9 protein-coding genes are annotated in these 13390 nt (G+C 70.5%); all 9 read left to right on the top strand.

From position 1 onward, the window contains the following. The first annotated feature begins 276 nt into the window (after window positions 1–276). The 9 genes from ACG83_RS27405 to ACG83_RS27365 all read left to right on the top strand — a co-directional run bounded on the left by ACG83_RS27405 (window position 277) and on the right by ACG83_RS27365 (window position 13135). Window positions 277–1347, top strand: coding sequence for a hypothetical protein (locus ACG83_RS27405; RefSeq protein WP_054569191.1), 1071 nt, complete (start codon window positions 277–279; stop codon window positions 1345–1347). Window positions 1348–1831: 484 nt separating this feature from the next. Further along, window positions 1832–5299, top strand: coding sequence for a beta-propeller fold lactonase family protein (locus tag ACG83_RS47650; protein ID WP_304438445.1), 3468 nt, complete (start codon window positions 1832–1834; stop codon window positions 5297–5299). Between the two features lie 203 nt (window positions 5300–5502). Then, on the top strand, window positions 5503–6252 hold the full coding sequence (locus tag ACG83_RS27395) for a tyrosine-protein phosphatase (RefSeq protein WP_235498209.1): 750 nt from the start codon (window positions 5503–5505) through the stop codon (window positions 6250–6252). Between the two features lie 182 nt (window positions 6253–6434). After that, entirely contained in the window at window positions 6435–7445 is a 1011-nt protein-coding gene (locus tag ACG83_RS27390) for a DUF2278 family protein (RefSeq protein WP_054569079.1), read from the top strand. A 49-nt stretch (window positions 7446–7494) separates the two neighbouring features. Then, complete coding sequence (locus ACG83_RS27385; RefSeq protein WP_235498208.1) at window positions 7495–7980, top strand: GNAT family N-acetyltransferase; 486 nt, start codon at window positions 7495–7497, stop codon at window positions 7978–7980. Between the two features lie 109 nt (window positions 7981–8089). Next, entirely contained in the window at window positions 8090–9040 is a 951-nt protein-coding gene (locus tag ACG83_RS27380; RefSeq protein WP_161934796.1) for a TIGR04222 domain-containing membrane protein, read from the top strand. Beyond that, window positions 8964–10565, top strand: coding sequence for a DUF692 domain-containing protein (locus ACG83_RS41670; protein WP_235498207.1), 1602 nt, complete (start codon window positions 8964–8966; stop codon window positions 10563–10565). The genes ACG83_RS27380 and ACG83_RS41670 overlap by 77 nt, the downstream gene beginning before the upstream one ends. Before the next feature lie 51 nt (window positions 10566–10616). Beyond that, window positions 10617–10931 carry a PadR family transcriptional regulator gene (locus ACG83_RS27370; RefSeq protein WP_235498206.1) on the top strand — a complete coding sequence of 105 codons (315 nt, stop codon included), beginning with the start codon at window positions 10617–10619 and terminating at the stop codon, window positions 10929–10931. Beyond that, entirely contained in the window at window positions 10928–13135 is a 2208-nt protein-coding gene (locus ACG83_RS27365) for a hypothetical protein (RefSeq protein WP_054569077.1), read from the top strand. Before ACG83_RS27370 ends, ACG83_RS27365 begins: the two co-directional genes overlap by 4 nt. The last annotated feature ends 255 nt before the right edge of the window (window positions 13136–13390 follow it).

Here is a 13390-nt window from a genome sequence, read left to right as displayed (position 1 = left end):
TGGTGGATCCGACCGCGGACATCGACTGACGTCGGCGCGACCCTGGACAAAACGGACAACTCCGGGCAATTGATCGACGGCTTGCAACCTCCTTGCTTCAAGTCGACACAACTGCCACAAGTCCTGCGCAAATACGGCCTATAGTCGCCGATGGCTCCGTATCTGCGGATCCCGTGCAGCGTCGCACGCCCTGCGCTCCACCAGCGCAGAAGCTGTCACCCCCGGTGTGGACGGGCACATGTGCTCGCATCGCGCACCCCTGACGCGAAGGTCAACGTGAGATCACATCTGTCCGTGCGCAAGCACGCCGCGGCAACAGCACTGGTCCTGGGCACCGCGCTGGCCGTGGCCTTCCCGGGCGCGGCACACGCCAACACGGTGGGCGTCACGGTGAAGACACCCGGGGCTACCAGCGGTCCCGCGAGTGCCAACTCCGAGATCTCCACCCACGCGGACTGCAGCAGCGGCCTGATCTCCGGCGGTGGGATCAACCAGGCCACCGGCAGCGGCAACGGCAATCACGTGAAGGGCACCTCACCCAGCTCCGACGGCACCACCGAATACACCGGTTCCACCGGGGTCGTCGGCACCGATGTGACGCACTGGCTCGGGATCGGCGGTAGCGGCGGCCAGGTCGACAGCGGCTTCTCCACCACGCCCTTCGCGGTGTGCTTCACCAGCAACCTGATCAACCACACCCAGGTCGTCATGAACAAGACCAACGCACCCACCACCGCGACGACGGTGGGCCTGGTCACCGCGACCTGCCCGGCGAACACGGTCCTGCTCGGCGGCGGCGCGCGCACCACCCCGGGCACCATCGGCAACTTCAAGCCGATCGCCAGCTTCCCCACCTTCAACAACTCCGCCCACAACTACGGCCAGAAAGCCGCGGCCGACGGTGAGACCAACCCCGATTCCTGGACCGCTGTCGGGTGGGCCAACGGCAGCAACAGCACCAACTACACCTATGCATATGCGATCTGCAGCGGAAACAACATCAACGTCAGCGGCGTCACCGTGAAGGTCCGCTTCAGCGAGGCGAGCGGCCCGACCACGGCGAGCACCGGCCAGAAGGCGACCGTCGGCTGCTCCGGCGGGGACGGGAAACTGATCAGTGGGGGCGCCGCCATCAGCGGAGGCAGCGTCACCACGACCAACTTCACCGGACCGGGCTCGGGCGGCGACCACCTCAACGGAAGCTTCCCCAGCGATTCGAGCGGCAACCCGGTCAGCGACGGGACCACCACGGCGGCGTACTGGACGGCCTTCACCCATACCGGGGGCTCAAGCTCGCCGAGCACCTATTCCGACGTCTGGGCGCTGTGCGCCGACGACGGAGTCTGAAAACACCTTTAGCCCCGGACCCCGGGCGGGCATGGCAGCGAGCACGGCCCGCCCGGCCCTGCGCCGCGTGACGTGACGAAGAAGAAAAGGGGCCCGGCGATACGCGGCCAACGGCCGGCGGCCGGCAATGGCATGGTGCGGGCACGGCACGGCACGGCACCGCACGGCACGGGCGCGGCACGGGACAGCCGGCGCCGTTCCCGGCGCACACCTTCTCACCGAGGAGCGCGGCGATCGTGGCGATCGCCACGCCCCACGGCATCCACGACCTCACTGCCGGCACCACACCGGGGGGGCAGTGCCGGCAATGACGGAACGCTGCCGCGTTCGCGGTGGCGGTGGCGGCCCGGCGTCGCGGTGGGCCGGCGAGGCCGGGCCGGCCAGTTCTCATGGTTCATGAATGTTTTACCAGAGGGGGATGATCGTCATACGTAATCGTCGCGTATTCGCGTGGTCTGTTTCGGTGCTGGGTGTTCTGCTGAGTATGACGCTGACCAGCTGCGTGCCGGACCTTCCGGCGGGTGGCTCTCCGAAAAAAGCCTGCGGCAGCTCGGGTGCCCTCAACAAGAAGACCTGCACCTACAGCACCGTCGGTTCGGACACCTTCACCGTTCCCAGCGGCACAAAATGGGTCGAGATCACGGTTGTCGGCGCCCAGGGTGGTCATTACTACATCGCCGGTGACGACATTCACGGTGGCTCGCCGGTGGGCGATATCACCGGCCGTCCGGGTGGGGCCGGCGGCCGTGCGTACGGCGTGATATCGGGTCTGCCCGCAGGCCAGGTGCTGCAGGTCGATGTCGCCGGCAAGGGTACTGACGGCACTGCGGCGAGCCGGTCTGGTGGAAAGAACAACGGGCCGTCCGGCGGGCAGGGTGCCGCGGGCGGGTTCGGCGGCTCCAACGGTGGTGTCGTGGGCGGTAAGGGTGACGCCGGCGGTGCTGCTGGCGGCACCTCGAGCAACAACGGTGGCAACGGTGCCGGCGGCGGCGGCTCCTCGGATGTACGGGTCGCTACTGGCGGCTGCGCAAAGTTGACGTGCGGCCTGTCGGCTCGAGCCCTGGTTGGCGCGGGCGGCGGCGGCGGTGGCGGCACCGGGGGCCAGGGCTATGCGCTCGGCGGGGCCGGCGGTGCCGGTGGCGGTGACGCCGGCGCCGCTGGTGGCGCCATCGTCGACGGTGGCCATCCGGGGACTCCTGGGGGCGGTGGAACCCAGACCGCGGGTGGTGCGGCGGGTCTCAACGCCGGGCGGCACGCGACTCCGCCCGCTCCCGAGCCCGACGATCCGCGTTTCGGCGGCGATGGCAGCGCCGGTAGCGCTGGCACGGGAGGCGTCGGGGGCGCGGGAAACCAGCCCTGCCTGGGTGTGCACAACCCGCCCTGCAGGAACCCCGATGATCCGACCTCAGGTGGTGGCGCCGGTGGCGGCGGTGGCGGCGGCTACTTCGGCGGCGGTGGCGGCTCGGGTGGCGGAGGCCTCTCGATCGGCGGCGGCGGAGCGGGTGCCGGTGGCGGCGGGGGAAGCTCCTTCGCCGCATCCAACGCGAACATCAGCTCGACCCTCCTGACCGCTGGTATCAACACCGGAACCGTCAACAACGGAAACGGCCAGGTGATCATCACGTGGGGCAGCTCCAACGAGCCCAAGCCCACGCACCCGACCGAGCCGGAACCGACAACAACCCCGGAGCCGACAACGAGCCCGGGACCGACGACCACGCCGACACCGGAACCGACGACGACCCCGACAACGGAGCCGACCCAGGGGCCTGGTCCGAAGCCGGCGGCAGCCACCGCCTACGTGATCAACAACTTCGGTAACACGGTGACCCCGATCGACGTGGCCACCAATACCGCCGGTACCCCGATCCAGGTCGGTAAGACCCCGAGGGGAATCACGGTCACGCCTGACGGCAGGACCGTCTATGTGACGAACCGGTCCGACAACACGGTGACGCCGATCAATGCGGCCACGAACACCCCTGGTACCGCGATCCCGGTCGGCGAGTCCCCGTTCGGAATAGCGGTGACTCCCGACGGCCGGACCGCGTACGTGGTGAACAACGTCGGCGACAGCGTGACGCCGATCGATGTCGCCACCAACACCCCCGGCGCCAACATCCCGGTCGGGGACAACGCGCACAGTGTCGCGATCACACCCGACGGCAGGACCGCCTACGTCACCGACTCCGCCGACGGCACGGTGACACCGATCGACGTGGCCACCAACACCACCGGCACCCCGATCCCCGCCGGGAACAACCCGCAGGGGATCGCGATCACGCCGGACGGCAGAACCGCGTACGTCACCGACAACGCCAATGCCGAGAGTGCCACGGTGACACCGATCGATGTGGCTACCAACACCCCCGGTACCCCCATCAAGGTCAGTGACCGCCCGGTCGGAATCGCGATCACGCCCGACGGCACAACCGTGTACGTCACCAATGAGCGCGAAAACGTGGTGACGCCGATCGACGTGGCCACCAACACCCCCGGTGCCACCATCACCACCGGAGGCACCCTGCCGTTCGCGATCGCGATCACGCCGGACGGCGTGGCCGCCTACGCGGTCAACCGCGACAGCGACACCGTGACGCCGATCGACCTGGCCACCAAGGCCCCCGGCACCCCCATCCCCGTGGGTGACCGGCCGGTGGGGATCGCGATCACCCCGGCACCGGTGTGTGGGAGCACCGGTGTGCTGTCCGGGACGACGACCCTGACCTGCACGTATCACTCCGTTGGATCGGACACCTTCCGGGTGCCCGCGGGCGTGGGCTCGGTCGAGGTCGTCGTCACCGGCGCCCAGGGCGGGCACTACTTCATCGCCGGTGACGCCGCTCATGGCGGTTCGCCGACCGGTGACATCACCGGACGTCCCGGCGGAAGCGGTGGCCAGGCATCCGGGACACTGACAGGCCTCACGAGCGGCCAGGTCCTGCAGGTGGACGTGGCGGGCAAGGGCGCCAACGGCACCGGTGCCTCACGCTCGGGCGGGATGAGCAACGGCCCGTCCGGCGGTTCCGGCGCACTCGGCGGGTTCGGTGGGTCCACCGGCGGCGTGCCGGGCGGGCCTGGCGACGGCTCCGGCGCGAACGGCGGAACAGCCTTCAACGGCGGTAACGGTTCCGGCGGCGGCGGCTCCTCGGACGTCCGTCTGGCCACGGCGGGATGTGCCGCGCTGACCTGTGACCTGTCCACCCGGATGCTGGTCGGCGCGGGCGGCGGCGGCGGAGGCGGCACCGGGGGCCAGGGCAACGCGCTCGGCGGGGCCGGCGGTTCCGGTGGCGGTGACGCCGGCGCCGACGGCGGGACCACGGTCGATGGTGGCAACGCCGGATTCTCCGGCAAGGGCGGCACCCAGACGGCCGGCGGCATCGGAGGGCTGAACGCCTGCCGGCACGGCGCCGGGAGTCCCCCGCCCAGCGACCCGCTGACCGATCCGCGCTGCGCCGGGGACGGCGCTGACGCCGCTGCCGGGGCCGGCGGGATCGGCGGGGCCGGCAACCTGCCCTGCAACGGGGTGTACGTCCCGCCCTGCCAGAACCCGACCGCCACCACTTCCGGCGGTGGCGCGGGCGGCGGCGGTGGCGGCGGTTACTTCGCTGGCGGCGGCGGCAGCGGTGGCGGCGGCGCCTTCGGCGGCGGTGGTGGTGCCGGCGGTGGCGGCGGTGGCGGGAGCTCGTTCGCCGCGTCGGACGTCGTGAACGCCATCCTGACCGCCGGAGTCAACTCAGGCACGGTCAACGACGGCAACGGTGCGGTCACGATCACCTGGACGCCTCCCAGCACCCCGGCTGCGGCTGCGGCGCCGACTACCGCTTCGGCCGCGGCTGTATCTCCGGCGGCGGTTGCGATCTCGACCGTCCCGCTGACCCCGGAGCCCACTCCAACCCCAACCCCGACCCCGGTACCGACCCCCACACCGTCACTGGCCCCGAAGCCCTGACAGGACGAATGACAAACCCGCGGAGCGCGCGCAGGTAGCGCGCACGGGGCAGCGCAAACACCGCACTCGGCCGGTGATCGACTCGATCACCGGCCGAGTCGCGTTGACCCGTCACCCCGAGTCGCGCGCGACGTCCGGCCGGTACGGAATGCTGGTTCCAGATTCACCCGGCTCGCACCCGGGGTCAGGGCAGAATGGGGCTCGTGACCGATCGCTGGATCCAGCTCGACGGGTGTGTGAACGCGCGGGACCTCGGCGGTCTGCCGCTGACGGGCGGCGGCCGGACCGCCCGCGGTGTGCTGTTCCGGACCGACACAGTGCAGCTGCTCAGCCTGGACGACATCCGGCGGCTGGTTGACGGGATCGGCCTGCGCGCCGTGCTGGACCTGCGCACCCCGAGGGAGGCAGCGGCGGAAGGCCGTGGCCTGCTCGCCGAGACCGACGTGCGCTACCACAACCTGGCGTTCGTGCCGGACTCCTACCTGGTTCCCGGCGACCCGGAGCACAAGGTGATCGTCGAGCGCCGGTCGAAGCAGGAGGTCGCCGACCACTACCTCGACTATCTGCTCCGGACCGGCAGCGAGGCGCCGGACGCCGTCCGGCTGCTCACCCGGCCGGTGGAGCTGCCGGCGCTGTTCCACTGCGCTGCCGGCAAGGACCGCACCGGGGTGCTCGCCGCGCTCGTCCTCGACATCGCGGGGGTGGAGCGGTCGGCGATCGTCGACGACTACGTCCTCACCAACGAGCGGCTGCCACTGATCGCGGAACGGCTCGCCTCCCTGCCCACCTACGGCAGCCGGCCGGCCAGGCGGGACATCAGCTGCCGCCCGGAAACCATGTGGACGTTCTTCGAGCGGCTCGACGACAAGTGGGGCGGCGCCACCGGCTGGGCCGCCGCCCACGGCATCACCGACCCCGAGCTGGACGTCCTCCGGACCCGGCTGCGTTCGTAGAAATCACAGGTTTCCTGAGAATGTACGCTCCCTGAATTTCTGCGGACGAAAGCAGGTCGGGCGATTGCGCACATGCATTTTCCTGGCGCTGATACGCGGTAGCCGAGGTCTTCGGCCCTCGGTGGTGCTGCTACGCTCCGCGTGAGCGTTGCAACCACGGGGAAAATCAGGTGGAGGTTGTCATGCCGTTGAAATCCTACGGAGTTCTCGCCGGCCGCATACGTAACCACCGCCGCGAGGGCGGCGCGGACAGCCCGCATTACCAGATCGAGGTGGACGCGGCCGGAACAATGTTCCGGGTGGCGGTCAACGTGCTGTCCTCCCAGGCCCCGGCGGAGCTTCTCTACACCGCCTCCGAGGCCTTCGCCCATCCGATCCTGCCCGGGCTGGCGGCCCTGCCCGACGGATTCAACCCGCTGGACAGCACACCGGGTGGGCTCGCGCTGGATTTCATTCGCGGCAACCTGTTCGACCGCACCAGCCTGCGCGCACTGCCGTCGGACAAGCCCGGCCCCGACAACGACCTGGCGGACAAGCTCGACCACTACGTCCAACGCGCCGAGGCCGATTCGACCGCCCGGCTGTACGCCTTCGGGGAGCGCTGGGGCCCGGAACCCACCACCCCCGACAAGATCTTCGGATTTCTTCCCGGGAACGGCGTCCACGACATCCACATGAACCAGGGCAACAGCCGCCAGTTCACCCGGGATGACGGTGTCTGGCAGGACGGCGGGCTCCTGCTCGCGTTCGCAGACCGATGGGTCGCGATCTTCCTCGCGTTCCAGAACCAGATGTGGCACACCGACGACAGCACCGGCCACACCCTGGTCGGCGTTCCGCCCGCGGGCCCGGCCGGCCACCCCGCCCCCGGCGAGCCCGACCGGCAGATCCGTATCATCGCCGCGCTGGTCAACCCGCTCGGTCCCGCCCCGGAGGCCGAAACCGTCACGCTGCTCAACACCACCGCCGAACCGGTCGATCTGGCCGGCTGGTCCCTGCTCGACCGCGCCAGCCACCGCGCCCGCCTGACCGGCCCGGTGCTTCCCGCCGGCGACGCGGTGCGGATCCCCGTCCCAGCACCGGTCGCGCTCGGCAACAGCGGCGGCACCATCACCCTGGTCAACGCGGACGGGCTGAAGGTCGACGGCGTCGCCTACACCACCGCCCCCGAAGGACGCACCCTCACGTTCTGACCAGCCCGGCCCCGCAGGAACCGGGAACCGCCCGGATGACGAGCGGGTGGTGCGGGACACTTGGGCGGTGTCCGCTGTCACGACCGATGGCACGACCGATGACGATCGGCAGTCCGACGGCGTCCGGATCGTCAGCGCTTCTCTCGCCGATGCGGAGGAGCTTCTCGCGCTGTGGGAAGCCGCGGCCGAGAACGAGGCCAGGCCGGCGGACACCGCGGACGCCATCCGCACCATGCTCGCCCGCGACCCCGAGGCCTGCCTGGTCGCGCGGCAGGGCGATCGTATCGTCGGCTCGCTCATAGCCGGCTGGGACGGCTGGCGGGCGCACCTCTACCGGCTGGCCGTTCACCCCGGCGTCCGACGTCAGGGCATCGGCCGCGCGCTTCTCGACGCCGCGGCCCTCCGGCTCCACTCGCTGGGGGCGACCCGGCTCGATGCGATGGTGCTCGAGAACAACGAGCTCGGCCACACCTTCTGGCGAACCGCCGGCTTCCAGTCACAGGACGAGTGGCGAAGGTGGGTCAGACCGAGCTGAAACCGCTGCCGACAAGGAACCTGACCGGCAAACGGCAGTCATTGAGCCGACTGGTTGCGCGGGCGGGGTTTCCTGGACGCCGCCCAGCGCGCTGCCGCACGATCATTGCGTGGCAGCCAGCGGAGTCGTGGTGCTCGCAGCCCAGGGCGATACCTGGGGGATCAGCGGCCCTGCCTTCCTCAGCATCTACGGCTGGGCGTTGGTGGGAGTCGCTGGTCTTGTCTTTCTCATGCGGCAGCGGATGCTGAGCCGCGCCGATGGTTCTCCGGTTCACTCGAGCAGCCAGTTGCACGGTGACTATGCCTATCTGACCGGCGGCCTGGAACGGGCGGTGAACGTCGCCGTCGTCTCGCTGTGCGAACAGGGTTACCTGTGTCCGGCGGAGCCGCACGGGTGGCTTCAGGTCGCCCGGCGACCGGCCCCGGGGGTTGTTGGCCCGGTCGAGCAGATGGTGCTCGACGGGGTCGGCGCGATGGACGCAGCACGGCCTTCTCAGCTGGTGAGCCGTCTCGCGAGAGACCCTCGGGTCGTGGCTGCGCATGGCCATCTGGCCGGGTCCGGGTTCGTCGCGTCACCGCAGCAGGTCCGGACGATCCGGGCACTGAACAGTTTCTTTCTCCCGCTGCTGGGAATCGGTCTGATCAGGCTGGTGTTCGGGGTTTCCCGGCACCGGCCGGTCGGCTTCCTCGTGGGCGAACTGGTGGTCACCGTGCTGCTGGTCATCGTTGCCACCCTGCCGTGGCGCGGCCCGTTGCTCACGTCAGCCGGCCATCGCGTGGTGCGCCAGGCTCGGGCCGACTTCGGCGGGCTGCGTTCGGGCGGCCTGCAGGGCGAGCGCGCACTGGCCGTGTCACTGTTCGGCCTGGCCGCGCTGTGGACGGCCGACCGGAACCTCGCCGGATGGTTGGGGTTCGACCGGCCACGGCGCGATGGCAGCAGCTTCGGCGGTGGCAGCAGCGGCAGCTGCGGCGGCGGTTACGTCGGTGGTGGTGGTTGTGGTGGCGGCCATGGTGGTGGCGGTGGCGGCTGTGGTGGCGGTGGTGGTGGCTGCGGTGGGTGACGATCGCCCGAGACGAAAGCCATCCGGGCTGAGCCCAGGTCTGGGTGCCGGGTGGCGCCCGCCGCTGGCGAACGTGCTCGCGCAGCGCGCCGATCTGACGTTCGTCGAGGTCATCGCCGAGGCCGTGGACCCGCGGGCACCGCTGCCGGCTTCACTCGCCAGCCTTGCCGGCCGGGGCGTCCCGATCGTCCCGCATGGGATCCGGCTCTCCCTGGGAAGCACGGAGCGTCCGCAGCCTGCTCGCGTCGCGCGCCTCGCCGCGGTGGCCCAGCGGTGCCAGGCTCCACTGGTCAGCGAGCATGTCGCGATGGTCCGCGCCGGCGGCCTCGAGGCGGGGCACCTGCTGCCGGTGCCACTGACCCGGCAGTCGCTCGACGTGGTGGCGGGCAACGTCCGGGCGGTCACCGCCGAGCTGGGTGTGCCACTGGCGCTGGAACATCCGGCCTCCCTGCTGCGGTGGCCGGCGGACCATCTGCATCCGGCGGACTTCCTGACCGAGCTGGCCGAGCGAACCGACGCGCTGCTGATCCTGGACGTTGCCAATCTCCACGCCGACCGGCACAACCACAGCCTCGACCCGGCTCGGTTCCTCGACCGGCTCCCCTGGGAGCGAATCGCCTACGTGCACGTGGCCGGCGGAGTCGAACACGACGGCCGCTACCACGACACCCACCGCCACCCCGTGCCCCCGGCGGTGCTGGACCTGCTGGCCGAGGCGGTCCGCCGATGCCCGCACCACCTACCGGTCATGCTGGAACGCGACGGCGACTATCCCAGCGCCGCCCGGATGAACGCCGAGCTCGACGCCATCGCGGGCGTCCTGTCAGTCACGCCCGCGGCCCAGCCCGCGCCGCGGTTTGCCGACTCGCGCCGGGCCGCGAAGCCGGCTGGCGGCTGGAACGCGGCCCCACAGGCGGATCTGGCTGCCGAGCAGCCGGATCCGGCGGACGAACAGCGGGTCCCGGCGGCTGAGCAGCGCGACCTGGCAGCTGAGCAGCGCGACCTGGCAGCTGAGCAGGCTGATCTGGCGGTTGAGCAGGCTGATCTGGTGCGAGCGCTGGTCGACGGCGGGCCTGACCCGGCCGCGTTTGATCCGGCCGGTCTCGCGGCCACTCGGGCGGCCCTGCTGGACAAGCGGACGCGCGAGGTGGCAGCCGTGTGGCCGGCACTTGCGCGGATCCCCGACTTCGCTGACCGGTTCGCCCAATATGCGGCCGGCACGCCACCGCGCGGCCCGGTCGCCGACGGGCGTGCCTTCGCCGAGTCCGTCCGCACCACGCTCGGCATCGTTGCCGTGGCCGAACTCCTGACGCACACGCTGCCGAGACGACCGTTCGCCATACGGACCGGGCGTTCGGCCGACCGGCGTGCGGTTGCCGCCGTTCGGCTCCCGGGCGGTGCCGTTCGGATGCTGAAGCTTCCCGCTCCACCGATCGACCCGGGCTCGCGAAGCTCGCCGACCGAGCAACGCCCGCGGACCAGGCCGGACCAGTCGGCGACCGATCCGAGCCCGCCGAGATCTTGACTCCCCTATCTCTACATATCTAGATTTATGGCCATGGCAGGACTGTCCCGGGTGACGCCCGCAACGCTCGACGTCCTCGAGGTGCTCCTCGACGACGAGGTCGAACCGTACGGCCTGGCGATCGCCAAGAAGGCCGGGCTGGCGACCGGCAGCGTGTTTCCGATCCTGGCCCGGCTCGAACGCCTGGGATGGGTCGCCTCGGACTGGGAGGACACCGACCGCCCTGGTGCGCGTCGACGGCTCTACCGGTTCACCCCGGACGGGATGGCCGGCGCCCGGGTGCTGCTCGCCGAACGCCGCGGCCGCGATGCCGGGCGGCGCCGTGGGCTGGGCGGATTCACCCCGGCGCCGGAGGGCCCCCGATGACCACGGCTCCGGACGTCGCACCGCGCCTGGGTTTCGGCGCCACACCACACACGGCTCCCGCCGCCCCGCCCCGAACCCTGGCACGGCGGATGGTCTTCGGCGTCATCGCGGGCGCCTGCCTCGCCAACCTGCTGGCCCGTGCACTTCCCGCGGGTCTGACCTACACCGTCACCGCCGTCGGCGCGGCGCTGGGGCTGATCCTCGGCGCGGCCGCCGCGCACCGCCCTCGGCTGTCCAAGCCCGCCCTGGGAGCGGGGCTCGGCCTGCTGGCCGGATACCTGGCGCATCCCGTCTACCCGATCATGTCGACTCTGAACGCCATCACCTACCTCCGCAGTGACAGCTTCGACTTCGGATCTGGCCCGGCGTTCTCGATGCTGCTGGGCGCCGGCATCGGGGCGGTTACCGGGGCGTTCGTCGAACGTCGCCCGCGGCTGGCCTCGCCATTGCTGGGTGTCGTGCTGGGAGGGCTGGGAGGCCACCTCGCGGAGTTCGCCTGCCGGGCCGGCAACGCCGCCGTCTACTACGACAGCAGCATCCAGCGGTTCGCCGGCCGGGCTACGTCGACAGCCGTTCCCGACGGGTACCAGCAGTTGGCGTGGGTCGCCGTCGGTTCGGCGCTCGGCCTGCTGCTCGGCCTCGTTGTTCGCCGCCGCCCCCGGTGGACGGCAGTCCCGCTCGGGCTCGCGCTGGGTGTGGTCGCCGGCAGTGTCGGGTCCGCCACCAGCAGAACCAGCTTCGCGGCCTTCGACGGTGCCGATCACATGATCTTTTCCGGCTTTGCCAGCGACAACGTCGCCGGCTGCCCGCCCATGGTCTGGATCGCGGTGGCGGCTGCGCTCGGCCAGTTTCTCGGTGCGCTCGCCATCCGCTTCCAACCACTGGTCAGGCCCTGGTCAGGTCTGGCCATCGGCGCGTTCGGTGGATTCGCGCTCTTCCTCGGTGCGCGGTCGGCAGACGGGAACGAATACGAGTTCAGCGACGGACTCGACGCGGCAGCTGTTTTCTCAGAAACGTCGGTCGGGTACGTTCTGCGCGGCCATGAGCCGATCTTCGGAATGGCCGTCGGCGCCGCCGTCGGGTTGATCATCGGGGCACGGGCCTTCCGACGATTCCGCCCCGCGGTATCTCGGCTCGGCCTGGCTGCCGGAAGCGCTGCGGGCTTCCAGGTCGCCACCGCCTATATGTACATCTGGAGCTTTCGGGCAGCGCCGTCCGCCCCCACAGGCTACTTCTACACAGATTACGTCCCCTTCATCATCCTTGCGGTGGGCATGCTGGCCGGATTTGTTCTCTGGCCGGTCGCCGCCCGCCGGCCGCGCCTGGCCAGGCCACTGGCGGGAATCACTCTCGGCATGCTCACCGGCTACGTGGCGAGCAGTGCCGCGCTCAACGCCTATCTGCGGGTGGTCGATTACCACTTCGAGCAGCCGAGCGATGCCGGCTATGCCCCTGTCATAGGTGCGACCGCAGGTGCTGTCGTCGGGCTGGCGCTGGGCCTGCTCGCCAACCGGTACGCCCGCCCCACGACGATGGTTCTGGGCCTGGCCCTCGGCCTGCTGGGCGGCGAGGCAGCCGCCGAAGCCCTGCAGTTCCAGATCGTGCACTACCGACATGAAGATCCAGGTGCGCACCACGTGTACTTCCAGCTCGGCTTCTGTGGAGCTGGCGTGGTGGGTGGGCTGGTTCTCGGCGTACTCGCCCATCGCCATCCGCTGCGGAGCCGACCGGGCTTCGGCGCACTCGCAGGTGCTTTCATCGGGGTGACGCTTCCGGGCCTTGCCCTCGGAATGCCACCGCTCGAGACCGTCACGGTCTGCGCCGCCGTCGGAGCGGTCATCGCCACTCGCCGGCCCAGTTCCACCTGGCGGCTCGTGCCAGCCGGAGGTGGCCTGCACCGAACCGCGCTGTCCGTCCGAACGCTCGCCGGTGAACTTCGGCCCGGCGCTTTCACCCAGGGCCTGATCACGGCTGCGGCGGCCATCGCGGTCGACGACCGGCGGCAGGAACGCTACGCCGAGGAGTTTCGCGCGACCCTCGCCGAGATCACCGGGCCGCTGGCCGCTCCCCGGCGGCTCTGGTGCGCGCTCACGATCCTCGCCAACGCAGCCGCACTGCGCATCGAGCTGCGCCAGGCCCCTGAAACCGAAAACGAAGTCGACGCCGCGGATGAAGACGCGGACGAAACGGAGTCCTTGACCTGACGGCGTGCACGGGCGGCCGACGCGGGCAGTGCTGGCACTGATCGTGCTGGCCCCCGATATCGACCTGGCAGTCCGTCACTCCGCGCTATCCGCCGCACGATGTCCTACTGGGCATCCCGCGCCACCAAACAGCGCGAGCAATTTACCTCAATAGGAGAAACTGGGCCCATGGAGTTGCTTGACGCTTCGCAAGAAGTGCGGATTTCGACTGCCGCAGAGCCTGTCGCGGTTTGGCGAGTCGCAAGGGTGAAGGAT

It is taken from the genome of Frankia sp. R43 (assembly GCF_001306465.1).
Classification (GTDB): Bacteria; Actinomycetota; Actinomycetes; order Frankiales; family Frankiaceae; genus Parafrankia; species Parafrankia irregularis.
The sequence above is the reverse complement of the archived record's forward strand: the minus strand, read 5'-3'. Positions and strand labels throughout refer to the sequence as shown.

Excerpts from the sequence above, each read along its gene's own strand:
- ACG83_RS27365 (WP_054569077.1), top strand. The coding sequence starts at position 10,928 with ATGACCACGGCTCCGGACGTCGCACCGCGCCTGGGTTTCGGCGCCACA.
- ACG83_RS27390 (WP_054569079.1), top strand. The coding sequence starts at position 6,435 with ATGCCGTTGAAATCCTACGGAGTTCTCGCCGGCCGCATACGTAACCAC.
- ACG83_RS47650 (WP_304438445.1), top strand. The coding sequence starts at position 1,832 with ATGACGCTGACCAGCTGCGTGCCGGACCTTCCGGCGGGTGGCTCTCCG.